The sequence below is a fragment of the Kocuria salsicia genome, assembly GCF_039532055.1.
Lineage (GTDB): Bacteria > Actinomycetota > Actinomycetes > Actinomycetales > Micrococcaceae > Kocuria > Kocuria salsicia.
This window is the reverse complement of record NZ_BAAARF010000008.1, coordinates 1-23,984: the sequence shown is the minus strand read 5'-3', so window position 1 is coordinate 23,984 and position 23,984 is coordinate 1. Positions and strand designations below refer to the sequence as shown.

Here is a 23,984-nt window from a genome sequence, read left to right as displayed (position 1 = left end):
GGCGGTGGCCACCCAGACCATCGTGTCCCCCCAGCTGTTGTCCGGGGTGTTGTGGGTCTTGGTGTGGGCGGCGATCTTCCTGCTCGCCCTGGTGCTCGGTTCACGCACCGGCCGGTTGTGGCGGGACCACAGGGAACGCCAATTGCTCGCTGAGCTCAGGCCGGCGATGCTCGAGGTCGCCTCGGGGGAGGACAACGACCGCTCCGCGTTGACCCAGCTGACCTCGGTGGCCCCCCGGCGCACCCGCGTGGTGGACCGCGCGGTCTCCGCGATGCTCTCCAAGGTCAAGGGGGAACCGGCGCGTGCCCTCGCCGAGGTGCTGCGCTCGCACGGCCGCTCGAGCTGGGCCCTTCGCGGGCTGTCTTCCCGTCGGGCGATCCGCCGCGCGTACGCCGCGTGGACTCTCGGGTTGATGCGGGAGCGCGAGTCGGGCGGCAAGATCGTCCCCCTGCTCCAGGACCGTTCCATGGACGTGGTGGTCGCCGCCGCGCGCGCGCTCACGCTCATCGGCGACGGCGCAGCCGCCCGACCCGTCGTACGCGCGGTGGCCCCGCGACGTCGCCCGCGCGGGCTCCCGAGCTGGGTGGCCGTGGAGTCCCTGTGCACGTTCGACGAGCCCGTGGCCGGGGTGGTCATGGAGGCGACGACGCACCCGCAGCCTTCCGTGCGCCACCTCGCCGCCACGGTGATCGGCTCCCGCCCACTGCCGCAAGCGGCACCCGTGGTCCGGGAACACATCGCTGCCGAGGAGGACCCCCGCACGCTCGCGGCCCTCGTGGAAGCGCTCGGCAAGATCGGGGGCTCGAGCGACCTGACGCTGCTCGCGCGCTTCGCCCGTCACCCGGACGAGACCGTGGCGCTCGCCGCCGTGGCTGCCCTCGAAGCAATCGGCCTGCCCTCCTCGGTGGAGGCGCTCGCACCCCTCATGGCGGACACCCGCCCGCGACTGTCCGAACGGGCGGCCGTGGCGCTCACGGAACTGGGCCCGCGGGGCCACGAGCAACTGCGGGAGTTCGCGAAGGCCCCGGGCCCCGCCGTGCAGCCGGCCACCTACGCCCTGCAACTGACCGCCATGAGGAGTGCTACGCGTGGACTGGATTGAGCTGTTGCGCACCGGGGTGGCCGCGGTGCTCGCGTTCGTGGCCTGGCCCGTGCTCGTCTACTTCCTGCTGATCAACTCCTCCTACCTGGTGATGATCGTGCTCGCCGCGGTGGACTTCGTGGCGTACCACCGGCGGATCCCGTTCGCAGGACGCGAGGAACTCATGCGCTCGCGGACCATGCCGGGGATCAGCGTGGTCACCGCCATGCACAACGAAGAGATGGGGATCCGCGTGGCCGTGGAATCCTTCCTGTCCCTGCAGCACCCGCACCACGAGGTCGTGGTGGTGGACGACGGCAGCAGCGACAACGGCTTCGAGGTGCTGCGCAAGGCCTTCGACCTGGTCCCCGTGGCCCGCCGGATGCCCGAGGACGTCCCGGTACGGGAGGCCCCCACGAGCATCCACGTCCCCCGGGACGGGCGGACCCGGCTGACCGTGGTGCACAAGCGCAACTCGGGCCGCTCCGACTCCATCAACGTGGGCATCAACCTGGCCCGCGAGGACCTGGTGCTGTTCGTGGACTCGGACTCCATCCTGGACCCCGGGGCGCTGCTGACGGTGTCCCGGCCCTTCATCGAGGACCCGATCTCCACGGCCGCCGCCGGGGGAGTGATCCGCGCCGTCAACGGGTGCCGCGTGAAGGGCGGCCGTGTCCTGGAGGTGCGCATGCCGGGCACGCCGCTCGCGGAGATCCAGGTGATGGAGCACCTGCGAGCCTTCCACCTGGGACGCGCAGGCTGGTCCCGGATCAACGCGCTGCTACTGATCAGCGGCGCGTTCGGTGTCTTCCGCCGGGATGCCCTCGTGGCGGTGGGAGGCCTGGACGCCTCGAGCATCGGTGAGGACTTCGAACTGGTGATGCGTCTGCAGCGGACCTTCCGCAGGCAGCGCCGGCCCTACCGCGTCACCTTTCTCACGGAGCCCATCTGCTGGACGGAGGTCCCCAGCACCCTGCCCGTGCTGCGGCGGCAGCGGGCGCGCTGGCACCGGGGTCTGTGGGAGACCCTGTGGGCCTACCGGGACATGCTGTTCAACCCCCGCTACGGCCGACTGGGTCTCGTGGCGGTTCCGTACTACTGGCTCTTCGAGCTGATCGCCCCGCTGTTGGAACTCGCCGGGCTGGTACTGATCGCCCTGGGCTTCGCGCTGGGACTCGTGTCCTGGCAGTACTTCCTGTTGTTCATGCTCGTGGCCTACGCGTACGCGATCATCGTGACCCTCGCGGCCGTGACGATCGAGGAGCTGAGCTACCACAAGTACCCCCGCTGGCGGGACCTGGGCATCACGCTGGGCGCGGTGGTCCTGGAGAACCTGGGCTACCGCCAGCTCACGGCGTGGTGGCGCATGGAGGGCTGGGCGGCCTCCCTGCTGGGGCGCCGCCAGCAGTGGGGCACCATGACCCGTTCGGGTTTCACGGAGGTGGACGGATGAGCGCCCGCTTCCCGGCAGTGACCCGCGTGCGGGACGGTGTCCGCCACCGCGGGGTGCGCACCATCCTCCTGCAGGTGCTCGCCCTGTTGTGCCTCGCACTGCTCTTCACCGGCGCCACCGCACTGTGGGGACTGCACACGGTGCAGTTGAACGTGGCCGCCACGCGCGCCACCATCACACCCCTGATGGATGCCACGCACCAGGTGGAGGCCACGCTGCTGCGCGCCCAGACGGCCGCGCGGGGCTACTCGGTCAGCGGAGACCAGGCTTTCGCGCGGGAGTACGCTGAGGCCACTGCGGACCTCACTGCAGCCCAGGACGTCCTGGGTGAGGTGGCGGCCGGGCGGCTGCCGCAGCTGCGGTCCCTGAACGAGTCCGTGGACACCTGGCTCGGCCTCACCCGGGAACCAGGGAGGGACACCCCGCGGAGATCTCTGGACCTGCCCACTACGACATCCGCCATGGACCGGGCCCTCGGCACACTGGAGGACGTCCGGGCGGACGCCTCCCGCCTGCGGGAGCAGCGCAGAGCGGATCTGAACCGGTCCATGACCCTGGCCGCGGCCGCCGTGGTGACTGCCGCGATGCTGTCGATCGCGGTGGCGTTTCTCGCCCTGGGCCGCGCGGACCGCGCCCTCGGGGCGCCGCTGCTCGCGCTGCAGCGCACGGTGGCGAGGCAGCGCGCGGGCGATCACGACGCCGTCGCGGAAACGTCCCACGGCGCTCTTGAAGTGGTGGGCCTCGCCGCGTCCTTCAACGCCTTCACCCGCGAGGCCCGGGACGTGGTGGAGCAGCGGGAGCGCACCCTGGAGCAGCTCACGGAGCTCAACCGCCAGAAATCCGTGTTCGTCTCCACCACCAACCATGAGCTGCGAACCCCGCTCACGTCCATCAGCGGCTATGTGGAGATGCTCCAGGACGGGGACTTCGGCAGTGTCGGCCCGGAACAGGCCCGCGTGCTGGAAGTGGTGCGGCGCAACACGGAACGGCTGCGGCTGCTGATCGAGGACCTGCTGCTGATCAACAAGCTGGACCAGGACCAGGAGAACCGCTCGGCGCGCCACCGTGTGCTGGACCTCGCAGAGTGCGTGTCCGGGGTGGTCACCAATCTTGTTCCCCAGGCCGCGGCGGGCGAGGTGACCGTCCACGTGGACACGGGCGGTTCGTGGCCCGTGTTCGGGGACCGGGACCGTCTGGAGCGGGCCGTCACCAACGTGGTGGGTAACGCCATCAAGTTCACCCCGCCCCACGGTGCCGTCTCGCTGACGCTGGAAGGCACGCCCGATGGCACGGGAGTCGGCCTGACGTGCACGGACACCGGGATGGGCATTCCCGAGAAAGAGGTGGGGTCCCTCTTCACGAGCTTCACCCGGGCCTCCAACGCCACGGCCCAGCAGGTGCCCGGAACGGGACTGGGGCTCGTGATCATGCGCACCATCGTGGAGCAGCACGGGGGGTCCGTGGCCCTGGAGTCGGTGGAGGGGGAAGGCACCACCGTCACGCTGAATCTCCCCCTGGCAACCCAGCAGGGCGAACCGGTGCAGCGGGTCGTGGCTACCGATGCTCCGTCCTGCTCTCCTGAATGAGAATTGTTCCCAATAAGGAGGATCTGTGAAGGTTCGCACCTTGCTCCGCTCCCTCGCGCAGGTCCCCGGCTCGCAGGTGGTCCGCCGCCGGGGCAAGACCGATGTGATCAACGGGAAGAATCGGCGCATGAAGGCTCGTCGGGGCTGAGCCGCGCGCGGGGCGCCCCCGGGAGCCGGTCCGTGCGGCGTCGGCAATCACCGTGGGGCGCGTAAATTACTCCTGGGCTGCCCCATGTGACGAGCAACCGGGGGCAGCGTCCGCTGGGCGCGAATCCTTGCTGCGGCAAGCGCCTGGGCGTGCCACGATGCAGACATGGCTACCAACGATTCCACCAGCACACAGATCCAGCTCGTCTCCCGCCCGGAGGGGTGGCCCGAGCACGAGAACTTCCGCACCGTCACCGTGGACCTGCCCGAGCTGCAGGACGGAGAGGTGCGCGTGCGCAACGAGTTCATGTCCGTGGACCCGTACATGCGCGGCCGCATGCGGGACGAGAAGAGCTACGTGCCGCCGTTCGCGCTGAACGAGACCATGACCGGCGGCGCCGTGGGCCGCGTGGTCGAGTCCCGCTCCGAGAAGCTGCCCGAGGGCACCCCCGTGCTGCACCAGTACGGTTGGCGGGACCTCGCACAGGGCTCCGCGGACGAGTTCACCGCCATCCAGGAGCTCCCGGACACCCCGCTGTCCGTGTACCTGGGCATCCTGGGAATGACGGGCATGACCGCCTACACCGGACTCACCCGCATTGCCGGGCTGAAGGAGGGCGACCGCGTGTTCGTTTCCGGTGCTGCCGGTGCCGTGGGCTCCGCGGCCGGTCAGATCGCCAAGCAGCTGGGCGCCTCGTACGTGATCGGCTCCGCCGGTTCGGACGAGAAGGCCAAGCTGCTGACCGAGAAGTACGGCTTCGACGCGGTGCTCAACTACAAGGACGCCCCCATCCGTGAGCAGCTCGCGAAGGCCGTGGGCGAGGACGGCGTGGACGTCTACTACGACAACGTGGGCGGCGACCACTTGGAGGCGGCTCTGGACGTGCTGAACCGGCACGGCCGGGTGGCGGTGTGCGGCGCGATCAGCCAGTACAACTCCACCGAGCGCCCCTGCGGTCCGGACAACATGGGCAACATCATCAAGAACTCGCTCATGCTCGAAGGCTTCACCATGGGTGACCACTGGGACGTCACCGAGGAGTACACCTCCCGGATGACCGAGTGGTTCACCTCCGGGAAGATCGCCTACGACGAGACCGTGGTGGAGGGCCTGGACCACGCCGTGGACGCCTTCATCGACATGATGAAGGGCGCGAACACCGGCAAGATGGTCGTGAAGATCTGATCACCGCGCACCACTGAGGAGAGGCACACCATGGCGTTCAGCACGGGCGACCGCGTCCAGTGGAACACCCCGCAGGGGCCCACCCAGGGGACGGTCCGGTCCACGCACACGGACGAGTTCGAGTTCAAGGGTCAGACGTTCAAGGCCACGGACGACGATCCGGTGCACGAGGTCGAGTCGGAGAAGACCGGCTCGCGGGCCGCGCACCACGCCTCTGCCCTGGAGGCCGCGCCCGAGGACTGAGCGCGCGGCGTCGTCGCGCCCCGCGGGTGCCCCCGGGACGGCGACGCCGCTGCCACCCGCCCCTGCCTCGTCGAACCCGCCGCTCCGCGCACCCGCGCGGGGCGGTGGGTTCGTATCATGGGCTCGACCAGCCCCGCCCTCGAGAGGAACCCGTGCCCCGCACCGCCCTGCCGCACCGCGTGAGTCCCGTGCAGATGCTGCGCGCGCTGCGCGACGAGCCCGGGCTCGCGGCGCTGCTCGGCGACTGGGCGCACGGGGACGCGGTGATCGGCGTCCGGCCCACGCGCGTGGTGGGTGCGGACGAGGACCCGTTCGCCGCACTGGGTTCCGGGGACGACGACGCCGTGCGCACTGCGGAGGGCGCCGCACCGCCCAGCGCGGGCAGGAACCGGCACGATCTCGACGCTCCCGCCCACGCCCTCTGTGCCCCCGCCACACCAGGTGCAAGCGGCCTCGGCCCCCCAGCCCTCGGCCGCGCCGCCGAAGATCCCGCCCGCTTCGGCGGCGGGTGGCTCGGCTACCTGGGGTACCAGCTCTCGCGTCGCCTCGAGTCGCTCCCGCCCGCCCCTCCGCGCTCGGGCGGCCTGCCGGAGCACCACCTCGCGCACTATGACCACGTCCTGGTGCACGACGCCGCCGCGGACCGCTGGTTCTGCGAGTCCCTTCCCGGAGCGGACCCTGCCCGGGTGGCCGAGACGATCGCGGCGGTGGGGCGGGCGCTCGGGGCCGGCCCGGCGTCGTCATCCGGGGTGTGCGCCCCGCGCCCGTACCGGTGCGGGCCGTTCGAAGCCGCCGTGACCGGCGAGGCCCACGCCGAGGCCGTGCGGCGCGCGCTGGAGCACATCCGGGACGGGGACATCTTCCAGGCGAACATCTGCCGCGAGCTCACGGCGGGCTTCGACGGAGACCCGCTGGACCTGTTCTGCGCGGGCCACGAGCGGCTGCGCCCGCGCTTCGCCGCGTTCCTGCGCGTGCCGGGCGGCGCGGTGGCCAGCTTCTCGCCCGAGCTCTACCTGCGCCGCACCGGCCGCGACGTGCTGACCTCCCCGATCAAGGGCACCGCGCCCGCGGACTCGGACCCCCGCGCGCTGCACGCCTCCGCCAAGAACCGCGCGGAGAACGTGATGATCGTGGACCTCATGCGCAACGACCTCTCCCGCGTGTGCGTCCCCGGCTCCGTCCTGAGCCCCGCCGTGCCGCGCGTGGAGCCGCACACGGGCGTCCACCACCTGGTCGCGGACGTCCACGGCACGCTGCGCCCCGGGCTCGACGACGCCGCCCTGCTGCGTTCCACGTTCCCGCCCGGCTCGTGCACGGGGGCGCCGAAGATCAGGGCCACCGAGATCATCAACGCGCTGGAGACCACGGCCCGGGGCGTCTACACCGGCGCCGTGGGGTGCGTGAGCCCGGTGGCGGGGCTCGCGATGAACGTGGCCATCCGTACGTTCGAGTTCTCGGGCGCCACGGTGCGCCTGGGTGTGGGTGGCGGGATCGTCGCCGACTCGGACCCGGACGGGGAGGCGTTCGAGACCCTCGTGAAGGCCGCCCCGCTGCTGGATGCGGTCGGCGCCCGCTTCGGGCCCGAGCTGTCCCGGGAGTGGCGTGAGCACGCGGAGTCCTCGGAGGTGGCGACCCCGGCGTGCGTGGGAGGCGGTGGGGCGCCGTCGAGCGCGGCAGCCTCGCTGAGGGACGCGCCCGTGATCCGCTCGACCCCCGACCCCTCCCTGGGGGTCTTCACCACGATGCTCGTCCGCGAGGGGCGTCCCGAGCAGCTGGTGGAGCACCTGGCAAGGCTCGGGAGCAGCGTGCGGGCGTGCTTCTCCCATGAGCTGCCGGGCGCGCTCGCAGAGCAGGTCCTCCGGCGTGCCGCCGGATTGGATGGCCCGCACCGGCTGCGGGTCACGGCAGTTCCGAACGCTGGGAGTCTGTGTCTCGAGATGACCCACGCCCCGCTGAACCCTCCCGGCGCGGCCCCTCCCGTGGATCCGTGGGTGCTGCACCCGGTGGTGGTGCCCGGCGGGTGGGGCCGCCACAAGTGGGCGGACCGCCGCGCCCTGGACACGACACCCGGTCCGTGGTCCCCGGTGTGCGATCCGCTGCTGGTGGACCAGGACGGCACGGTGCTGGAGACCGGGCGTGCAAATGTGTTCGTGGTGCGCGGTGGCGTGGTCACCACCCCGCCCGTTGACGGCCGGATCCTGCCCGGGGCGATGCGCGCCCGGGTGCTCCCGACCCTGCGGGCCGCCGGGTACGAGGTCCGTGAACAAGACATCACTCTCAAGGACATCGCTGGGGCGTCGGAGGTGTTTGTGACCAACGCCCTGCGGGGTGCCCGGCCCGTGGGGGAGATCCACGGTGTGGGTGCGTGGGCCCCTGGGCCCGTGACGGTGTGGGTGCAGCGCGCGCTCGCGGACGCCCCGTGGCGAACGGGCGGCATCGCCCCCATTGACACGACCCGGTGAGGTGAGGATGCTCGGGGCACGGCGCCGTCGTCCGGGCCGCGGAGCTCGGGGCGGCGCACCACGCAACCGCGAAGGAGCGCAGCCATGGGCAAGAACCCGCAGGACGAGAACACCGAGTCGGTCAGCCAGGTGGACACTGACGAGCAGCGCCAGAAGGCCGCCGAGCAGGCGAACACCCAGGAGCAGCAGGAGTTCTTCGAGGAGCAGGCCGGCACGGAGGAGCAGTCCCAGGGCTACGGGCACTGAGCACCGCACCGGGCAGCCGCTGACAGGCGAACCGCCCCGCACCACGAAGGTGCGGGGCGGTTCTTCTGCGCCGAGTGGCTGCGGGGTCGGTGGCTACTTCTTCTTGTTCTCGAGGGTCTGCTCGTACTGGGCGAGAGCCAGGCCCACGCTCATGAAGGTGGGCGCCCAGTGGCCCACGAAGATGCCCCAGCGGTCCGACTGGGCCTTGGAGTCGTCGCTCTTGAGACGCGAGATTCCCCACGACACGAAGGACAAGGCGATCGAGCCCATGCCTGCGGTGTAGGCGTACTCGGAGCGGATACCGGCGTCGTGCAGGGTCTTCATGATCATGGTGTGATCTCCGTTCTGCTCTGCTGAGCAAGTGGTGGTGAAGCGGGGCTGGGTACCTCCACCGTAGATGCCGGGGGGGCAAATAATAAGGGGGTGATGGATCGGGTTCTGCCCGGTCATGGCACTGTTCCTTTCCCTTGCCAAGCCGGGCCACGCGCCGTCGCGCGGACATGACAGGCTGGTGCCATGAATGATTCCGCTGCAACAGTGCTCCTGGCCGGCTGCGGGGACGTGGGGACCGCCCTGGGATTGCGCCTCGCCGAACGCGGAGTGCGCGCGGTGGGCGTGCGGCGCCGCGCGGACGCGCTGCCCGAGCCCGTCGAGCCGGTCTCTCTGGACCTCACCGAACCGGGGGAGGCCGTCCTTCCCGCGGCCGACGCCGTGGTGGTCACCCTCACCGCCGACGGCCGCGACGCGACCGCCTACGAACGCACCTACCTGGGTGCGCTGCGCGGGTTGCACCTGGCCCTGCCGTCCGACGCCGCGCCGCGCGTGGTGCTCGTGTCCTCCACGGGCGTCCTGAGCGGCACCGACGGTGAGGTCGTCACCGAGGCCACCCCGCCCGACCCTCAGCGCGCCACCGCCCACGTGTTGCTCGCCGCGGAGGAGCTCGCCGCCGATCTCTTCCCGGACCTGGTCATCGTGCGCCCCGCGGGGATCTACGGGCCTGGCCGCACGTCCCTGGTCGAGCGGGTCCGCACGGCCACGCCTGTCACCCACCGGCGCGTGACCAACAGGATCCACCGGGACGATCTCGTCACGGTCCTCTCCACCGTGCTCGACGCTCCCGAGCCGCCGCGGTTGCTGCACGCCGTGGATCATGACGCCGCTCAGCTGGGTGACGTCGTCACGCACCTCGCGGCGCGGCTGGGTGTCGCGGTGCCCCCGGACAACTCGCCCGCGGGGGAGGGGCCGCTCGGCAAGATCATCGACGGGGCGCTCGTGCACTCCCTGGTTCCTCGATCCCGGTGGCGCTACCCCACGTTCCGGGAGGGGTACGACGCGCTGCTGGGAGCGTCGTCGCCGGAGGAGTGCGACGCCGACGCCGGGCGAGCCTCCGGCGATGCCGCCGAGTGTGACGCCTGGACCGGGCGGGGCGCGACGTCGAACGCCACGACCGAATCGCGAGGTGCGTGAATGGCCGCGGAGACCCACTGGTTGCTTCCCATCAACCCGGCCGCTCATGGGCAGCACATGCCCGCCGACTGGCGCACCCGCCAGGACGCCACGGCGGTGTGGGAGGCGATCGGGCGCTCGCAGCCCGCGGATCGGTGGTGCCTGCGCACGGGCTACCGAACCATGACGGGGGGGGGACACCATCTGGGCCTACCTGTCCCAGCGGCAGGAGCTGTGCGCCACGGGCGCCGTGCGGGAAGTCGTGCGGGAGGGCGATGAGTGGTTCGTGCTCGTGGACTGGGACGTGGAGCGGACCGCGCAGCTGTGCCGGGCCCCGATCCCGCGGGAGGTTTTCAAGCAGGTGCCCATGTCCGTGAGTCGGGCGGGGGAGGGTGCCGTCGGGGCGCTGCGGGCGGTATCGCACCGGGCAGCGTGACGCAATGTCGCTAATACCTTACGAGTAGGTACTTCGGGTCGTTTCCGGGAAGTGTGACACTTTGTGACAAAAACCTGGACGTTGCCCCCGGTGAGTAGTTGAGTATTCGGAGTCTTTTTCGATCCCTCATCTCATCGTCCCTTCCTCCGAACGCGCCCTCTTTCCGGTGCGCGGGAAACTGGTACTCACCTATGATCCTCACCGGACTTGTCATCGGCGCGCTGCTGGGCATCGTGATGCAGCGCGGGCGCTTCTGCGTGACGGGCATGCTGCGGGACATCTTCCTGCAGCGCTCGTGGCGCACGTTCACGGCTCTGCTCGTGGTGATCACGGTGCACGCCGTGGGGCTCGCTGCGCTCACCACCCTCGGGGTGATCTCCCCCAACTACCCCTCCTTCGCGCCCCTCGCGGTGATCGTGGGCGGATTCATGTTCGGCATCGGCATCATCCTGGCCGGCGGGTGCGCCTCTGGCACGTGGTACCGCTCCGGCGAGGGCCTCGTGGGCTCGTGGATCGCGCTGGCCATGTACGCGCTGTCCGCGTCCGCCATGAAGACCGGCGTGCTCAAGGGCTTCAACTCCGGCATGAAGCAGTGGGACACCGGGCTCACCACCATCCCCAGTGCCCTGGGCGTCTCCCCGTGGTTGTTCGTGATCGCCCTGACAGCGGTCACCGGTGTGATGGTGCGCCACTTCCTCAACCGCGAGAAGAACACCGTGAAGCCCGCACGGCTGAACAGCCTTCCCGCATGGAAGAAGCCCCTGCACGTCTACACCGCCGGCGCGCTCGTGGGTCTGATCGGCGTCATCGCGTGGCCGCTGTCCGCCGCGACCGGCCGCAATGACGGGTTGGGCATCACCACTCCCACCGCCAACCTGCTGAACTTCCTGGTCACCGGAGCGGACGGGAAGCTGGACTGGGGCGTGATGCTCGTGCTCGGCATCCTGGTGGGCTCGTTCATCGCCGCCAAGTCCACGGGTGAGTTCCGCGTGCGCGTCCCGGACGCCACCACCACGGTGCGCTCCATCGCGGGCGGCCTGCTCATGGGTGTGGGCGCGGCCCTGGCCGGTGGCTGCACAGTGGGCAACGGCATGGTCCAGACCAGCCTGTTCACGTTCCAGGGTTGGATCGCGCTGCTGTTCATAGCCCTGGGCGTGGCCGTGGCCACCAGGATCTGGCTCAAGCCCACCGTTACGCAGCCCGCCACCGGCGAAGACGGCACCTACTCCACTGCTCAGAGCCTGGACCACACGGTGGACGCCACCGCACCGAACGACAACTCGATCGACGCCGCCCCCACCGCGGGCGCTCCCCGCACCTCGGGTGCGAACGTGTTCTCGGGCTTCGCCGCGGCACCCACCGCGCTCATGGTCAAGGACCCGGCAGGTGCACCGTCGAAGAAGCTCACAGGCCTGGGCGACGGCTACTACGCCCTGGACTCGCTCGGTGCCGTGTGCCCGTTCCCGCTGATCGAGGCCAAGGACGTCATGCAGACCCTGCAGACCGGTGACCACCTGGTGATCGACTTCGACTGCACCCAGGCCACCGAGGCCATCCCGCAGTGGGCGGCCACGGACGGCCACGAGGTCACCGACTTCGTGGAGAAGGGCGACGCCAGCTGGCAGATCACCCTGAAGAAGGGCTGACCCGGCAGGCGTTCCCGTTCACGACGCCGCCGCGCCACCTCTGCGCCCCACGCTCCCGCCTGCCGGGGGCCGGGGCTGGGAGGGCGCGGCGTCGTCGTACCACCGGGACAGTGCGGAGCGCGGGCCCCCGGGGGGGGGTGAGCGCTCCGGCGGCGTCGTGGTGTGCGCGCCGTGACTCAGGCGCGGGAGTCCTGCCGGGCGCGGTGGCGCATGTCCCGCAGGGCCACGGCCAGGGCGACGAGCACCACGAGCATCACAACGCCCAGTCCCGCCGCGATGCCCACGGACCAGCCCTGGTCGGCGATCACTCCGTACGCCACCGCGGTGATCATGGCGATGCCCACGGCGGTGCCCACGCGCTGACCGGTCTGCATCACGCCACCGGCGCTGCCCGCGTACTCGAGCGGCACCTCCGCGAGGGTGAGTGTCTGGTTGGGGCTCACCACGGCGCCCTGGCCGAAGCCCACGAAGCCCAGGGTGAGCACGAGCCACCACTCACTGACGTGCCAGGAGTCGTGCAGCAGGATCACCGCCATGCTCAGCAGCAGGCCCACGACCACGCTGAGCATGCCGAGCACCACGATCTTGCGGCCCATCCGGTTCACGCGGCTGCCGGCAAGGTTGGAGGCCACCGCGCTCGCGAGGGCGTTGAGCAGGCCCACGCAGCCGGCGGCCAGCGCGGTGTGGCCGAGCCCCTGCTGCATGTACAGGGTGACAAGCACCCACACGCTCGTGATGCCCAGGAAGTACAGCGAGATCAGCAGGGTGCCGTTGAGGAAGCTGCTGACCTTGAAGATGTCCAGGTCCACCATGGGCTGGTGCCCGGAGGCCTTGAAGCGCTTCTCCCACACGATCCACAGGGCCAGGAACACGGCGGCGACCGCGAGCAGGGCCCACACCCACGGGCTCGAGCCGGGGGAGCCGGTCTCGATGAACGGGAGCAGGGTGGCGAGCAGCGCGATGCCCAGGAGCACCGCACCCGTGGGGTCCATCTCCCGCAGGGCGTGGCGGATGGTGGTGCCCTCGGGCCTGCGCAGCAGCGGTCGGGGGAACCAGAGGAACGCGAGCACGAGCGCGACGACGCCCACGGGGACGTTCACCACGAACAGCCACCGCCACCCCTCGGACGCGCCGCCCGTCTGGATCAGCAGACCTCCCAGGACCGGGCCGATGGCCACGGAGACACCCACAGCGCTGCCCAGCATTCCGAACGCCTTCCCGCGCTCTGCGCCCTTGAAGTACTGCTGGATCATGGCCACGCCCTGCGGGTTGAGCAGCCCAGAGCCCACACCCTGCACGAAGCGGGCCACGATCAGCATGGTGGGATCCGGTGCCAGGCCCGCGGCGATCGAGGACAGCGTGAAGATGGCCACCCCGAGCATCCACAGGAACCCGCGCCCGAACACGTCCCCGGCGCGGCCGCCCGCCACCAGGACCACACCGAAGGTCAGCGCGTAGCCGGAGAGGATCCACTGCAGCTGGGACTCGGAGGCGCCCAGTCCCTCCTGGATGGAGGGCAGCCCCACGTTGATGATGCTCACGGCCACCAGGGACATGAAGATGGCCACGAGCAGCACGGCCAGGATCCGCCACCGCCGCGGATCCGTGCCGTGGGCGTAGCCCCGGTGGGTCTGCGGATCCGGGCGCGGGCTGACGATGGGCAGCTCGCCGGTTCCCGTGGCCGGAGAGCGTTCGTGCCAGGTCTCGCCGGGGTCCGGATCACGGTGGGAGTCAGAGGTCATGGGGAGAGTATGCTCCCGGGTTCAGACGCGCCCAACGCTCCTGTTCGTGTGCATGAACTGGTTGCCCGTCGCATGCTCCTCTGGGCCGTCCTGGGGGCGAGTTTGGTGTGCGGCGCCCGGGGCCGTCATCCTGGGGCCATGACAGCTGAACTGGTGATCCTGGGCCTGGTGGTCGTGACCGCTCTGGCCTTCGACTTCACCAACGGATTCCACGACACCGGCAACGCGATGGCCACCTCCATCGCCACCGGGGCGCTCAAGCCCCGCACCGCGGTGGCCCTGTCTGCGGTGCTGAACCTGGTGGGCGCGTTCCTGTCGGTGGAAGTGGCCACCACGGTCACCAAGGACGTGCTGCTCATCCAGACCTCGGACGGCGGACTCGTCTCCGGGCTGGACCCCACCATTGCCCTGACCCTCATCTTCTCCGGGCTGATCGGGGGCATCCTCTGGAACCTTGCCACGTGGCTGTTCGGGCTGCCCTCCAGCTCCTCCCACGCGCTGTTCGGCGGGCTGATCGGGGCCGGGCTCGCCTCCCTGGGCGTGGCCGGCGTGAACTGGGCCGGTGTGGTCCAGAAGATCCTCGTCCCCGCCGCCCTCGCCCCGTTCATCGCCGGGTGCGTGGCCGCGGTGGGCACCGCCCTGGTCTACCTCATCGGCCGCGCGGCGTCCCAGGCGCACCGGGACCGGGGGTTCCGCTGGGGACAGGTGGGAACGGCGTCGCTGGTGTCCCTGGCCCACGGCACCGGTGACGCGCAGAAGACCATGGGCGTGATCGCCCTGGCGCTGATCGCCCACGGCAGCCTCAGCGTCCAGGGAATCGAGAGCAGCGGGCTGCCGGTGTGGATCATCGTGAGCTGCGCGGTGGCCATCGCCCTGGGCACGTACCTGGGCGGCTGGCGCGTGATCCGCACGCTCGGCAAGGGCCTTGTGGAGATCGAACCGCCGCAGGGCATGGCGGCCGAGGCGTCCTCGGCGGCCATCATCCTGACCTCCAGCCACTTCGGCATGGCGCTGTCCACCACGCACGTGGCCACCGGCTCCATCCTGGGCTCGGGCGTGGGCAAGCCCGGCGCGCGCGTGCGGTGGGGTGTGGCCGGGCGCATGGTCGTGGGGTGGCTGCTCACCCTGCCCGCCGCGGCCGTGGTGGGTGCGGTGTGCTTCATCATCGCTCGGGCCGTGGGCGGGCTGTCCGGCGCCGTGGTGATCTTCCTGCTGTTGGCGGTGGCCTCCGCCGTGATCTTCGCGCGGTCCCGGCACCAGAAGGTGGACCGTCACAACGTGAACGCTGACTGGGACGAGGACACGCACTCCGTGGTCCCCGCCGACCCCGACCGCGCCGACGCCCAGGAGGTGGCCCGCTGATGATTGTCGAGATGGCCCGATCTGTCCTCGCCGTGCTGCTCGCCGGGCTGTGCTTCGGGGCGGGACTGCCCGCGCTGTTCACGGTGGGCATCACCCTGTGGAGCCGGGCCACCCCCGAGCCCGGCCCGGACGGCGTTGCCCGCCGCAAACCGCTGGCGCTCGCCGGGGCGGTACTCTGCTTTGCGATCGTGCTCGCTGCCGTGGTGATCGGGGTCCTGTGGATCACCCGCAAGAGCTTGGACCACTACCTAGGGATCTCGGTGTTCGGATGATGACCTTCGATGCGGCACTCGACCACATTCGCGCCGCCTACCCCCACGGTGTTCCCCCGGAGCAGCACGTGGCGCTCGCGGAGCTGCTGGCCCGCACGGTGGGCCCTCACCGCACCGAGCGGCTGCTCGAGACCCTGGGCATCCCGGCGGGAGACCTCCTGGGGCCCGCCGCGGCCTCCGCGGAACAGCTGGGCGACGTCGCCGCGGACCTCGCGCGCGCCGGGTGGCCCCTGGTGGGCGCGAGCCAGGACGAACCACCCCGGCAGCCGGGCTACGTGGCCCGGGTGATGAACTGGCTGCGCGCCGACTACCCCAACGGGGTACCCGCGCAGGACTACCTGCCCGTGCTCGCCGTGCTGCGCCCGCAGCTCAACGACGAGGACATGGCCGCGATCGCGGACCAGCTCGCCCACGACGCCCGCGAGCAGGGGGTGGCGCCCTCCGAGGCGGACGCCCGCGCCGCCATCCAGCGCGCCACGGAGGACGAGCCCAAGCCCGAGGAGCTCGCACGCATCCGCGCGATGCTCGAGACCCACGGCTGGCCGTTCGAGGGGGAGTAGGGCTCCGACAACCCAGGCCCACGGGACGTCGTCGGCCGTCTCGCGGTGCTGCTCCGACCGCAGCCGTGCGGCATCCCGCCTCGAACGTATTGACGGGCCTGGTGGCGCGGGCCCGGCTACATGGATGGTCTCCCACCTGGGAAGCGCACAATGGCCCCATGTTCGAGAACTTCGAGACCCACCGCATCCCGGTCCCCGGGGCCACCATCCACGTGCGGACCGCCGGGCGGGGCGAGCCGCTCCTGCTGCTGCACGGCTTCCCGCAGACCCACGCCATGTGGCACCGCCTGGGTCCGGCCCTCGCGCGGGACCACCGCATGGTCGTCGCGGACCTGCGCGGCTACGGAGAATCCACCGCGGACAGTGAGGACTTCAGCTTCCGGGCCATGGCCGCGGACATGGTGGCCGTGATGCGCCACCTGGGCCACGAGTCCTTCCACGTGGTGGCCCACGACCGCGGCGCCCGCACCGCCCACCGCATGACTCTGGACGCCCCGGACGCCGTGCGCTCCGTGGCGCTGCTGGACATCCTCCCCACCCCCACCGTGTGGGAGCTCATGGACGACTGGCTGGCCATCCGGTACTACCACTGGCTGTTCCTGGCCCAGCCAGCACCCATGCCGCAGGGGCTCATCAGCGCCGAGCCCCTCACGTTCCTGCACGCGGCCCTCGGGGGACTCAGTGGCACTCCCGGTTCCCTGGACACGTTCGACCCCGAGGCGCTCGTCGCCTACGAGGCCGCCGCCCGGAACCCGTCCGTCGTGGCCGCGTGGTGCGCGGACTACGCCGCAGCCGCCGGGGTGGATCGGGAGCACGACGACGCCGACCGCGGCACCTCCCGCGACCTCCCCGCCCTGCTGCTCTGGGGCAGCAACGGCGTGGTGGGTGCCCAGACGGATCCGCTGGAGGCGTGGCGGCCGTGGTTGCCGCGCATCACCGGCCGGGCGGTTCCCACCGGGCACTTCATGGTGGAGGAGCGCCCGGACGAGGTGCTGGCGGAGATCCAGGAGCACCTGGCGGCCGCTGCACAAAACTGAGGGGGTCTCCCGTTAGACATGCGTGCGCACTCCCACCGGCGGGCAACCGTGGTTCCCGCGACGGAAGTGCGCCCACCTGCGCGAGGCGACCCAGCGGCGTCGTCCGCGCGGGGCCGTGGCGGGATCAGCCCGGGTTCATCGCCCGCGGCGCGCCCATTCCCGGGTCCACCTGCGTGGGGCCGCTGGCGGAGGGGCGGATGTCCACGTCGAAGATCTCCGTGGGCAGGTACACGGTGGCGCACGAGTTGGGGATGTCCACCACTCCGGAGAAGCGGCCTTCGATGGGGGCGGCGCCCAGCAGCAGGTACGCCTGCTCCTTGGACCAGCCGAACTTGGCGAGGTAGTCGATCGCGTGCAGGATCGCGCGCTGGTAGGACAGGTGGGAGTCCAGGTAGCGCTGCTCGCCGTCGAGCGTCACGGACGTTCCGGAGAACGCGAGCCACTCCGAGTACACCGGACCGTTGCGCCCGGGCATGAAGATGGCGTTCTCGCTCACGCCGTAGGTGTCCATGCCGCCCTTGATCACGTCCACGTGGATGTCGATGAACCCGCCCATCTCGATGCCGCCGCAGAACGTGATCTCACCGTCCCCCTGGGAGAAGTGCAGGTCCCCCATGGAGAGGTTCGCCCCGGACACGTACACCGGGTAGAACACTCGTGAGCCCTTGGTGAAGTTCTTGATGTCCTGGTTGCCGCCGTTCTCGCGCGGGGGAGCCGTGCGGGCGCCCTCGCCGGCCACGCGGTCGAAGTCGGTACCGGTCAGCGAACCCAGGATCGCGGCGTCGGGTTCGGGTGGCAGAGCCAGCGGGGGCACGCGCTGCGGATCGGTGGCGATCAGATCGCCCTCGCGCTTGTTCCACGTTTTCAGCAGCTCGGAGGACGGCGCGGTGCCCATGAGACCGGGGTGGACCATGCCCGTGAACTTCACGCCGGGGATGTGCCGGGACGTGCACTCGCCGCCGCGGAAGTCCCACACGGCCTTGTAGGCGTCCGGGAACTGGTCCACCAAGAAGCTGCCACCGTTCTTCTGCGCGAAGATCCCGGTGTAGCCCCAGCCCTGACCGGCCAGCGGGCCCTCCTCCTGCGGGATGGGGCCCACGTCCAGGATGTCCACGATCAGCAGGTCGCCGGGCTCCGCGCCCTCGATCCGGAACGGCCCGGACAGTGCGTGCACCCGGTTCAGCGGGGCGTCCCGGATGTCGTCCGCGGAGTCGTCGTTCTTGATGGCGCCGTCGAACCACTCGCGGCAGTCGATGCGGTAGCTCTCCCCGCGCTTGAGCGTGGCCACGGGCGGGATCTCCGGGTGCCAGCGGTTGTGGCCGGTCAGTTTCTGCTCGGTGAAGGGCTTGGTGGAGTCCAGCGGGAAAATCACTTCTGGCATGGTCCGTGACCTTTCTGGAGAGCCCCGCGGGCGGTTCCCGCGCGGCAGTGCGGGGAAGCTACGGCCGCGGCAGCTTCGCGTGCCGGGGGTCCCGGGTCACGGCCGGGGCCGCGCCGGGGGCGCCGAGCTGGCGGGGCAGGGATCGGACGACGTCTGGCGCGTCAGCGGTGCGGGCAGCGTCGTCAATCACGCGTGCCCGGGCAGAGTTCGCGCGGGACAGGCCCACGGCGGAGAACACGCGCCGGGCGTCCGCGCCGCACGCGGGACAGTCCTGGGAGCGCGGCACTTGGGCCATGGCGTGGTGGGCGTCGAACGGCCCGCAGGCCTCGCACCGGAACTCGTAGACGGGCATGGACGCTCCCTTCACGCGTGTGATCCACAATACAACCCGGTCTGAGGAGGGGACAGGCCCGGGCGCTGCCCTGCGGGAGGCCCGACGCACAGGGAGAGGTTCTGCCCCGACAACGCGATATTCAGGGGCAGAACCTCCCCGCAAATGCGGCGTCCCTCACCCTACGTACTGGCTGTGCGCGGGGAGGCACGCGGGCGACGTCGTGCCCCGCCCCCGCGCGCTCCGGTCAGTTCAGCGGGCCCACCGCGGACTCGACCGTGCGCACCAGGCGCCCCGAAGCCACGTACTCCTCGGCGGCCTCGATCTCCGGCGCCATGAAACGGTCCTCACCGGGTGCGCCCACGCGGCCGTCCAGGTCCGCAATGACCGCCGACGCCGCCGCGCCCGGTTCCAGGGGAGCGCGCAGGGCGATTGCGCGGGTGGAGGTGAGCAGCTCGATGGCGAGCACGCGGCGCAGGTTCAGCACGGCCTGACGCAGCTTGCGGGCGGCGTGCCAGCCCATGGACACGTGGTCCTCCTGCATGGCCGAGCTGGGGATCGAGTCCACCGAGGCCGGCACCGCGAGGCGCTTCATGTCCGAGACCAGCCCGGCCTGGGTGTACTGGGCGATCATCAGCCCAGAGTCCGTGCCCGGGTCCTCCGCGAGGAATGGGGGCAGGCCGTGGGAGCGGGCCGGGTCCAGCATGCGGTCCGTGCGGCGCTCGGACATGGAGGCCAGGTCCGCGATGGGGATGGCCAGGAAGTCCAGCACGTAGGCCACGGGGGCGCCGTGGAAGTTGCCGTTGGAGCTCACGGTGCCGTCGTCCAGCACCACGGGGTTGTCCACGGCCGCGGCGAGCTCCTGCTGCGCGACGTTCAGGGCGTACGCCGCGGTGTCCCGGCTGCCGCCCGCCACCTGGGGGGCGCAGCGCAGCGAGTAGGCGTCCTGCACGCGGTTGTCACCCACGCGGTGGGAGGCCACGATGCCGGAGCCTTCCAGCACCTTGAGCATGTTCGCAGCGGCATACTTCTGGCCCGGGTGGGGGCGCAGCGGCTCGTGCAGCTCGGGGACGAACACGCGGTCCGTACCCAGCAGACCCTCCACGGAGAACGCGGCGGTGATGTCCGCGGCGGTGAGCAGGTTCTGCAGGTCCGCCAGCGCCATGATGAGCTGGCCCAGCATGCCGTCCGTGCCGTTGATCAGCGCCAGGCCCTCCTTCTCGGCGAGGGTCACGGGTTCGATCCCGGCCTCGGCGAGCAGCTCGGGCACGGGGCGTTCGGTGCCGTCGGGTCCGACGGCGCGGCCCTCGCCCATGAGCACGAGCGCGCAGTGGGCGAGCGGGGCCAGGTCGCCCGAGCAGCCCAGTGAGCCGAACTCGTGCACCGCCGGGGTGATGCCCGCGTTGAGGACGGCGAGCATCGTCTCCAGGGTCTCCACCCGGATGCCCGTGTGCCCGGACGCCAGGGTCTTGGCGCGCAGGAACATGAGCGCCCGCACCACTTCGCGCTCCACGGTGGGCCCGGTGCCCGCGGCGTGGGAGCGCACCAGGGACTTCTGCAGCCGCGTGCGCTTCTCCAGCGGGATGTGCTTGTTGGCCAGCGCCCCGAAGCCGGTGGAGATGCCGTACGCGGGCACGTCCGACGCCGCCAGCTCGTCGATGTGGCGCCGCACCGTCGCGACGTGCTCGCGGGCTTCCCCGGTCAGCTCCACGCCGGCGTCGTGGCGGGCGACGGCGATCACGTCACCCACCGTGACGCCGGAGGATCCCAGCTGCACGGTGGTGGGGAGGTCGGTGTCGAAGAGAGTCATGGGGAAGGGTCCTTCCGGTCGGTGGTCCGAGCCGCCTCAGCAGCTCGGGAAGAAGTAGGTGGGGTGGCCTGCGAGCGGCCCAGGGCCGGATGACCCCGGGGCCTCCCGGCTCAGATCTCCCGGCGCCCCGCCCGCCACACGCCCCACGTGAGGGGCATGCCGGGGCGGTAGGCCAGGTGGACGGCCTGCGGGGCGTCCAGCACGTGCAGGTCCGCGCGCGTTCCCACCGCGAGGTGGCCCACGGCGGGCCGGTCCGGGGTGGAGACGTCACGACGCAGCGCCTTCGCACCGCCGAGCGTGGCCGCGCGGATCGCCTCGTCCACCGTGAGCTTCATCTGCAACACGGCGGTGGCCATGCAGAAGTTCATGGAGGTGGTGTAGCTGGTGCCGGGGTTGCAGTTGGAGGCGATCGCCACGGTGGCACCCGCGTCCAGCAGGTCACGGGCCGGGGCCAGCGGGGCGCGGGTGGAGAGGTCGCACGCCGGCAGCACGGTGGCCACGGTGTCCGAGCCGGCCAGCGCCGCCACGTCCTCGTCCGAGAGGAAGTTGCAGTGGTCCACGGACGCCGCCCCCAGCTCCACGGCCAGGGACACACCCTCACCGGGGCCGATCTGGTTGCCGTGCACCCGCAGCCCGAGCCCCGCCTCCCGGCACGCCTCCAGCACGCGGCGGGACTGCTCCGGATTGAACGCGCCGCGCTCGCAGAACACGTCCGCCCACTGCACGTACGGGGTCACGGCCTCGAGCATGGGCCCGCACACCGTCTCCGCGTACTCGTCCGCGTCCACACCCTCGGGCACCAGGTGGGCGCCCAGGAACGTGACCTCGTCCGCGGCGTCCGCGGCGATCTTCGCGGCGCGCAGCTCCTGCTCGACGTCCAGGCCGTAGCCCGTCTTCGTCTCCAGGTAGGTGGTGCCACCGGCCACGGCATCCCGCACGCGCCCGGCCACGAGCCCGCGCAGGGTCTCGTCGCTGGCTTCCCGGGTGGCGTTCGTGGTCACGCCGATGCCGCCCGCCGCGTATGCCTCACCGGCCATACGCGCCGCGAATTCCTCCCCGCGGTCCCCGGCGAACACCAGGTGCGTGTGCGAGTCCACCCAGCCGGGCAGCACCGCGCGTCCCTCCACGCCCACGGCGCGGTCCGCCGCGGGCGCCTCGGAAGCGCGACCCACCCACGCAATCAGCCCGTTCTCGACGACGACGGCCGCGTCCCTGAGCACGGAGTCCTCGCCGCGGGCGGGGTCCACGGTGTGCAGCTCGCCGATGCCGGTGATGAGCTCGCTCACTGGTCCGCGTCCCGGGTGGTGGCGAGGTCGTTGTGCATGGGGATGTTGACGCCGCGCTCGTCCGCCACCTGGATGGCACGCTCGTAGCCGGCGTCCGCGTGGCGGATCACGCCCATGCCGGGGTCGTTGGTGAGCAGGCGCTCGAGCTTCTCGGCCGCGAGATCCGTGCCGTCCGCCACGGAGACCTGGCCTGCGTGGATCGACCGGCCGATGCCCACGCCGCCGCCGTGGTGGATGGACACCCAGGTGGCGCCCGAGGACGCGGCGGTCAGCGCGTTGAGCAGGGGCCAATCCGCGATCGCGTCCGAACCGTCCTTCATGGACTCGGTCTCGCGGTAGGGCGAGGCCACCGAACCGGAGTCCAGGTGGTCGCGGCCGATCACGATGGGCGCGGAGACCTTGCCCTCGGCCACGAGCTTGTTGAAGAGCAGCCCGGCCTTGTGGCGCTCGCCGTAGCCCAGCCAGCAGATGCGTGCGGGCAGGCCCTCGAACTCCACGTGCTCCTGGGCGGCGTCGATCCACTCGTGCAGGTGCTTGTTGTCCGGGAAGAGCTCCTTGATCGCGTTGTCCGTGACCTCGATGTCCTTGGGGTCACCGGAGAGCGCCACCCAGCGGAAGGGGCCGAGGCCCTCGCAGAACAGCGGGCGGATGTACGCCGGGACGAAGCCCGGGAACTCGAACGCGCGGGTGTAGCCGGCGTGGCGGGCCTCGTCCCGGATGGAGTTGCCGTAGTCGAAGACCTCGGCGCCCTCGTCCTGGAACTCGACCATCGCCTGCACCTGCGCGGCCATGGCCTCGCGGGCCTTCTTGGTGAAGCCGATCGGGTCCGCCTTGGCCTCCGCATCCCACTGCTCCACGGTGAACTCGGTGGGCAGGTAGGACAGGGGATCGTGCGCGGAGGTCTGGTCGGTCACGACGTCCACGGAGATCTCGCCCGCGCGGTGGCGGCGCAGCAGCTCCGGGAACACGTCCGCGGCGTTGCCCACGTACCCCACGGACAACGCGCGGTGCTCGTTCTTGGCTGCCATGACCTTGGCGAGCGCGGTGTCCAGGTCCGTCTCCACCTCGTCCAGGTAGCGCTTGGACTGGCGGCGCTTCAGGCGGGTCTCGTCCACGTCCACGACGAGGCACGCGCCGCCGTTCAGCGTCACGGCGAGCGGCTGCGCGCCGCCCATGCCGCCGCAGCCGCCGGTGATGGTCAGGGTGCCGGCCACGGTGGGCTCGGGGATGCGGCCCTCCTCGTGCATCTTGCGGGCGACGGCGTAGAACGTCTCGTAGGTGCCCTGCAGGATGCCCTGCGTGGCGATGTAGATCCAGGACCCTGCGGTCATCTGGCCGTACATCATGAGGCCCTCGTCCTCCAGCTTGCGGAACTCGGGCCACGTGGCCCAGTCGCCCACCAGGTTGGAGTTGGCGATCAGCACGCGCGGGGCCCACTTGTGCGTGCGGAACACGCCCACGGGCTTGCCGGACTGGACCAGGAGCGTCTCGTCCTCCTCGAGCTCCTTGAGGGTCTTCACGATGGCGTCGAATGCCTCCCAGCTGCGGGCCGCGCGGCCGGTGCCGCCGTAGACCACCAGGTCGTCAGGGCGCTCGGCGACCTCCGGGTCCAGGTTGTTCATCAGCATCCGCATGGGCGCTTCGGTCTGCCAGCTCTTGGCGCTGATCTCGGTGCCGCGCGGTGCGCGGACGGGGCGGGCGTTGGGCAGAACCATGAGGGGTCCTCCTGGTGCGGGTCGGTCCGGGGCGTGCGGGCGGCGGACGGGGAATGAGTCCATGGGACCACGGGCGGTGACGGGGGTCACGGGCTCGGGAGGGGGTTGTGTCTGGGATGCCAGACAGGCGCATCGCGGTAGTTCCTCGGTGCCGTGTCGAGGTGCGAAATGCTGTGCAGGTGGAATTGGGTGTTCCTGTGTTAACTCACTGGAGGTTTCAGAGGTGATGACCATGCCCCGCACCGTGGAGGAAATTCTTGCTCACGCCGATGAGCTGGCTGCGCGTTTCGAAGAGCATGGGCCGCGACCCGAGAACGAGCTGGACGTGGATGCGATCACGGCTCTGCGTGCGGCCGCTCGGCAGCAGTACACGCGGCTCGTGGCCTGACAGTGGCTGCCCGAGTCAAAACAACGTCACGCCCCCCTACACCGGCAGTTTCTAGTGGTCCTCGCAACGCCCTGAATTTTTGGGGAGTTGCGAGGACCATGGCGTCTCATGAGGTGAAGGACGCGTTCTTCCAGGCACTGGAGCATCTGGAGGGCAGCATCACTGCTG

General features: G+C 71.0%; 23 protein-coding genes and 1 pseudogene. 17 read left to right on the top strand and 7 right to left on the bottom strand.

Features of this window, described 5'->3' with window-relative positions; genetic code table 11:
* The first annotated feature begins 4 nt into the window (after positions 1-4).
* The 8 genes from ABD264_RS07245 to ABD264_RS07210 all read left to right on the top strand — a co-directional run bounded on the left by ABD264_RS07245 (position 5) and on the right by ABD264_RS07210 (position 8,404).
* Positions 5-1,102 carry a HEAT repeat domain-containing protein gene (locus ABD264_RS07245; protein WP_344205208.1) on the top strand — a complete coding sequence of 366 codons (1,098 nt, stop codon included), beginning with the start codon at positions 5-7 and terminating at the stop codon, positions 1,100-1,102.
* Positions 1,089-2,534: a glycosyltransferase family 2 protein gene (locus ABD264_RS07240; protein ID WP_344205206.1), complete on the top strand. Its 1,446-nt coding sequence runs from the start codon at positions 1,089-1,091 to the stop codon at positions 2,532-2,534. Before ABD264_RS07245 ends, ABD264_RS07240 begins: the two co-directional genes overlap by 14 nt.
* Entirely contained in the window at positions 2,531-4,120 is a 1,590-nt protein-coding gene (locus tag ABD264_RS07235) for an ATP-binding protein (RefSeq protein ID WP_344205204.1), read from the top strand. Before ABD264_RS07240 ends, ABD264_RS07235 begins: the two co-directional genes overlap by 4 nt.
* 25 nt (positions 4,121-4,145) lie before the next feature.
* Positions 4,146-4,268, top strand: coding sequence for a ribosomal protein bL36 (locus tag ABD264_RS07230; RefSeq protein ID WP_295109420.1), 123 nt, complete (start codon positions 4,146-4,148; stop codon positions 4,266-4,268).
* Between the two features lie 165 nt (positions 4,269-4,433).
* Entirely contained in the window at positions 4,434-5,453 is a 1,020-nt protein-coding gene (locus ABD264_RS07225) for an NADP-dependent oxidoreductase (RefSeq protein WP_344205202.1), read from the top strand.
* 30 nt (positions 5,454-5,483) lie between these two features.
* Positions 5,484-5,696 carry a hypervirulence associated TUDOR domain-containing protein gene (locus ABD264_RS07220; RefSeq protein ID WP_259919166.1) on the top strand — a complete coding sequence of 71 codons (213 nt, stop codon included), beginning with the start codon at positions 5,484-5,486 and terminating at the stop codon, positions 5,694-5,696.
* A 152-nt stretch (positions 5,697-5,848) separates the two neighbouring features.
* The gene (locus tag ABD264_RS07215; RefSeq protein ID WP_344205198.1) at positions 5,849-8,158 is read left to right on the top strand and encodes a bifunctional anthranilate synthase component I family protein/class IV aminotransferase; all 2,310 of its coding nucleotides are present in this window, start codon (positions 5,849-5,851) and stop codon (positions 8,156-8,158) included.
* Between the two features lie 84 nt (positions 8,159-8,242).
* A complete protein-coding gene (locus ABD264_RS07210; RefSeq protein WP_164497787.1) occupies positions 8,243-8,404 on the top strand; it encodes a hypothetical protein in 162 nt (53 codons plus the stop codon).
* 93 nt (positions 8,405-8,497) lie between these two features.
* Here ABD264_RS07210 and ABD264_RS07205 read toward each other — a convergent pair whose 3' ends face one another.
* A complete protein-coding gene (locus ABD264_RS07205) occupies positions 8,498-8,734 on the bottom strand; it encodes a hypothetical protein (RefSeq protein ID WP_055085169.1) in 237 nt (78 codons plus the stop codon).
* A gap of 186 nt (positions 8,735-8,920) precedes the next feature.
* On the opposite strand from ABD264_RS07205, the gene ABD264_RS07200 reads away from it, so the two are divergent.
* From ABD264_RS07200 to ABD264_RS07185, 4 genes and pseudogenes are all read left to right on the top strand, one after another.
* Positions 8,921-9,871 carry an NAD(P)H-binding protein gene (locus ABD264_RS07200; RefSeq protein ID WP_344205194.1) on the top strand — a complete coding sequence of 317 codons (951 nt, stop codon included), beginning with the start codon at positions 8,921-8,923 and terminating at the stop codon, positions 9,869-9,871.
* Positions 9,872-10,112: 241 nt separating this feature from the next.
* A complete protein-coding gene (locus tag ABD264_RS07195; protein ID WP_344205192.1) occupies positions 10,113-10,286 on the top strand; it encodes a hypothetical protein in 174 nt (57 codons plus the stop codon).
* A gap of 191 nt (positions 10,287-10,477) precedes the next feature.
* Positions 10,478-11,434, top strand: a pseudogene (locus ABD264_RS07190) (YeeE/YedE family protein); the annotation flags it as partial.
* 264 nt (positions 11,435-11,698) lie between these two features.
* A complete protein-coding gene (locus ABD264_RS07185; RefSeq protein WP_226905974.1) occupies positions 11,699-11,932 on the top strand; it encodes a sulfurtransferase TusA family protein in 234 nt (77 codons plus the stop codon).
* 176 nt (positions 11,933-12,108) lie between these two features.
* Here ABD264_RS07185 and ABD264_RS07180 read toward each other — a convergent pair whose 3' ends face one another.
* Positions 12,109-13,674 carry an MFS transporter gene (locus ABD264_RS07180; RefSeq protein ID WP_144943045.1) on the bottom strand — a complete coding sequence of 522 codons (1,566 nt, stop codon included), beginning with the start codon at positions 13,672-13,674 and terminating at the stop codon, positions 12,109-12,111.
* A gap of 138 nt (positions 13,675-13,812) precedes the next feature.
* Between ABD264_RS07180 and ABD264_RS07175 the strand changes: the two genes are divergently transcribed.
* The 4 genes from ABD264_RS07175 to ABD264_RS07160 all read left to right on the top strand — a co-directional run bounded on the left by ABD264_RS07175 (position 13,813) and on the right by ABD264_RS07160 (position 16,905).
* On the top strand, positions 13,813-15,036 hold the full coding sequence (locus ABD264_RS07175; RefSeq protein ID WP_344205188.1) for an inorganic phosphate transporter: 1,224 nt from the start codon (positions 13,813-13,815) through the stop codon (positions 15,034-15,036).
* 11 nt (positions 15,037-15,047) lie between these two features.
* Complete coding sequence (locus tag ABD264_RS07170; RefSeq protein ID WP_226905803.1) at positions 15,048-15,308, top strand: hypothetical protein; 261 nt, start codon at positions 15,048-15,050, stop codon at positions 15,306-15,308.
* Entirely contained in the window at positions 15,305-15,868 is a 564-nt protein-coding gene (locus tag ABD264_RS07165) for a DUF3349 domain-containing protein (protein WP_344205185.1), read from the top strand. Before ABD264_RS07170 ends, ABD264_RS07165 begins: the two co-directional genes overlap by 4 nt.
* A 158-nt stretch (positions 15,869-16,026) precedes the next feature.
* Positions 16,027-16,905, top strand: coding sequence for an alpha/beta fold hydrolase (locus tag ABD264_RS07160; protein WP_344205183.1), 879 nt, complete (start codon positions 16,027-16,029; stop codon positions 16,903-16,905).
* A 124-nt stretch (positions 16,906-17,029) separates the two neighbouring features.
* On the opposite strand, the gene fmdA is transcribed toward ABD264_RS07160, so the two are convergent.
* The 5 genes from fmdA to ABD264_RS07135 form a co-directional block, all read right to left on the bottom strand.
* Positions 17,030-18,286, bottom strand: a complete 1,257-nt coding sequence (gene fmdA, locus ABD264_RS07155) for a formamidase (RefSeq protein WP_344205181.1) — start codon at positions 18,284-18,286, stop codon at positions 17,030-17,032.
* A 58-nt stretch (positions 18,287-18,344) separates the two neighbouring features.
* Positions 18,345-18,653, bottom strand: a complete 309-nt coding sequence (locus tag ABD264_RS07150) for an FmdB family zinc ribbon protein (RefSeq protein ID WP_344205179.1) — start codon at positions 18,651-18,653, stop codon at positions 18,345-18,347.
* Between the two features lie 211 nt (positions 18,654-18,864).
* Positions 18,865-20,427: a histidine ammonia-lyase gene (gene hutH / locus ABD264_RS07145; protein ID WP_344205177.1), complete on the bottom strand. Its 1,563-nt coding sequence runs from the start codon at positions 20,425-20,427 to the stop codon at positions 18,865-18,867.
* 110 nt (positions 20,428-20,537) lie between these two features.
* Positions 20,538-21,713: an imidazolonepropionase gene (gene hutI / locus ABD264_RS07140; protein WP_344205175.1), complete on the bottom strand. Its 1,176-nt coding sequence runs from the start codon at positions 21,711-21,713 to the stop codon at positions 20,538-20,540.
* Positions 21,710-23,428 carry a urocanate hydratase gene (locus tag ABD264_RS07135; protein WP_344205173.1) on the bottom strand — a complete coding sequence of 573 codons (1,719 nt, stop codon included), beginning with the start codon at positions 23,426-23,428 and terminating at the stop codon, positions 21,710-21,712. Before ABD264_RS07135 ends, hutI begins: the two co-directional genes overlap by 4 nt.
* 223 nt (positions 23,429-23,651) lie before the next feature.
* Here ABD264_RS07135 and ABD264_RS07130 point away from each other — a divergent pair, with 223 nt between their 5' ends.
* Positions 23,652-23,816, top strand: a complete 165-nt coding sequence (locus tag ABD264_RS07130; RefSeq protein ID WP_344205171.1) for a hypothetical protein — start codon at positions 23,652-23,654, stop codon at positions 23,814-23,816.
* Positions 23,817-23,984 lie beyond the last annotated feature (168 nt).

Coding starts and splice junctions, on each gene's coding strand:
- ABD264_RS07135 (WP_344205173.1), bottom strand. CDS start 23,428: ATGGTTCTGCCCAACGCCCGCCCCGTCCGCGCACCGCGCGGCACCGAG.
- ABD264_RS07235 (WP_344205204.1), top strand. CDS start 2,531: ATGAGCGCCCGCTTCCCGGCAGTGACCCGCGTGCGGGACGGTGTCCGC.
- hutH (WP_344205177.1), bottom strand. CDS start 20,427: ATGACTCTCTTCGACACCGACCTCCCCACCACCGTGCAGCTGGGATCC.
- ABD264_RS07160 (WP_344205183.1), top strand. CDS start 16,027: ATGTTCGAGAACTTCGAGACCCACCGCATCCCGGTCCCCGGGGCCACC.
- ABD264_RS07205 (WP_055085169.1), bottom strand. CDS start 8,734: ATGATCATGAAGACCCTGCACGACGCCGGTATCCGCTCCGAGTACGCC.
- ABD264_RS07180 (WP_144943045.1), bottom strand. CDS start 13,674: ATGACCTCTGACTCCCACCGTGATCCGGACCCCGGCGAGACCTGGCAC.
- ABD264_RS07210 (WP_164497787.1), top strand. CDS start 8,243: ATGGGCAAGAACCCGCAGGACGAGAACACCGAGTCGGTCAGCCAGGTG.
- ABD264_RS07175 (WP_344205188.1), top strand. CDS start 13,813: ATGACAGCTGAACTGGTGATCCTGGGCCTGGTGGTCGTGACCGCTCTG.
- ABD264_RS07225 (WP_344205202.1), top strand. CDS start 4,434: ATGGCTACCAACGATTCCACCAGCACACAGATCCAGCTCGTCTCCCGC.
- ABD264_RS07170 (WP_226905803.1), top strand. CDS start 15,048: ATGGCCCGATCTGTCCTCGCCGTGCTGCTCGCCGGGCTGTGCTTCGGG.
- fmdA (WP_344205181.1), bottom strand. CDS start 18,286: ATGCCAGAAGTGATTTTCCCGCTGGACTCCACCAAGCCCTTCACCGAG.
- ABD264_RS07200 (WP_344205194.1), top strand. CDS start 8,921: ATGAATGATTCCGCTGCAACAGTGCTCCTGGCCGGCTGCGGGGACGTG.
- ABD264_RS07220 (WP_259919166.1), top strand. CDS start 5,484: ATGGCGTTCAGCACGGGCGACCGCGTCCAGTGGAACACCCCGCAGGGG.
- ABD264_RS07165 (WP_344205185.1), top strand. CDS start 15,305: ATGATGACCTTCGATGCGGCACTCGACCACATTCGCGCCGCCTACCCC.